A 1,485-nucleotide genomic window follows, 5' to 3' on the forward strand; every position below is an offset into this window, starting at 1 on the left:
GGGTGCCTCTATGTTTTTCGTCAAGCTGTGCGGGGGCTTCTCGGTTCGTAGAAGGTTCCGTCGCGGAGCATGGCGAACAGGACGCTGATGCGGTGGCGGGCGAGGCGGAGGAGGGCTTGGGTGTGGGTTTTGCCGCGGGCTCGGCAGCGGTCGTAGTAGGTCCGTGAGGCGGGGTCGTGCAGGGCTGCGAACGCGGAGAGGAACATTGCCCGTTTCAGCTGCCGGTTCCCGCCTCTGGGGGCGTGTTCGCCGTGGATCGACGTGCCCGACTGCCGGGTCGCCGGGGCGAGTCCGGCGTAGGAGGCGAGGTGGCCGGCGGTCGGGAACGAGCTGCCGTCGCCGACGGTGGTCAGGAGGACTGCGGCGGTCCTGACGCCGATGCCGGGCATCGAGGTCAGGACCTGGGAAAGAGGGTGGGCCTCCAGCAGGGCCTCGATCCGGGCCTCCAGGGCCCGGCGTTGTTCGTGGACGGCGGCCAGCGACTTCGCCAGCGACGGGACGATCACGTCGAGGGTGCCGGTGCCCGGGACGACGACCGTCTGCTCGTCGAGTGCGGTGAAGATGTCGTCGACCAGCCGCTCGGCCATGCGCGGGGCCCTCGGACGGACGACCTCGACCAGCCTGCGGCGGCCGGCCTTGCGCAGAGCGGCCGGGGAGCCATAGCGCTCGAGGAGCCAGGTGACGGCCTGGTGGTCCAGACGCGGGCCCAGGACGCGTTCCAGGCTGGGGTGGAACTGGGTGAGCAGGCCGCGGATGCGGTTGCTGGTGCGGTTGGCCTCGCCGGCGAGGTCCTGGTCGAAACCGACCAGCATCGTCAGCTCCGCGGTGACCTCGTCGGCCAGGTCCAGGGTGCGCAGGGTGTGGGGCATGGTGCGGGCGGCGTCCGCGATTACGGCCGCGTCCTTCGCGTCGGTCTTGGCCTCGCCGGGATAGAGATCGGCGATCCTGCGCATCGCGAGCCCGGGCAGGTAGGCGACCTGGCAGCCGGCGTCCCGGGCGACGGTCAGCGGGAGGGCGCCGATGGATGCGGGCTGGTCCACGACCACCAGAACGGTGCCGAACTTGGCCCGGAGCTTGTCGAAGACGGCCCGCAGCTTCGGCTCGCTGTTCGGCAGCGGCTTGTCGAAGACCTTCTTCCCGGCCGGGGTCAGACCGTGTCCGTGATGCGTCTGCTTGCCGACGTCCAGGCCCAGGAAGACGCCCGCCCCGTCGATGCTGATCACCGTGCCCCCACTGTGTCGATGCGTGCCGGCCCCGGGGTCGGGAGCCGTTCTCGCGCATCCACGTTATGCAGACCTGCCGCCCGCGAGCGGCCGGGCATTGCGCCCGGCCGGGCGGTGGTCGGACCTCTGATCAGCGTCTCCGACGGCACCCCTCGGGCCCGGTGACACCACCCCCCAGGTCATCCGTTCGACAGGGGGCAACAGTCATGCCGGGCCCGGAGGCCAGCGGCCCTCTTGCAGGACCGCGAAGAAGATAACGGGG

General features: G+C 70.9%; 1 protein-coding gene. It reads right to left on the reverse strand.

The features are described from left to right. Positions 1-20 precede the first annotated feature (20 nt). Positions 21-1,223 carry an IS110 family transposase gene (locus AB0J10_RS31715; RefSeq protein WP_363066546.1) on the reverse strand — a complete coding sequence of 401 codons (1,203 nt, stop codon included), beginning with the start codon at positions 1,221-1,223 and terminating at the stop codon, positions 21-23. Positions 1,224-1,485: the final 262 nt, after the last annotated feature.

This window comes from Streptomyces sp. NPDC049887, from assembly GCF_040656535.1.
Classification (GTDB): domain Bacteria; phylum Actinomycetota; class Actinomycetes; order Streptomycetales; family Streptomycetaceae; genus Streptomyces.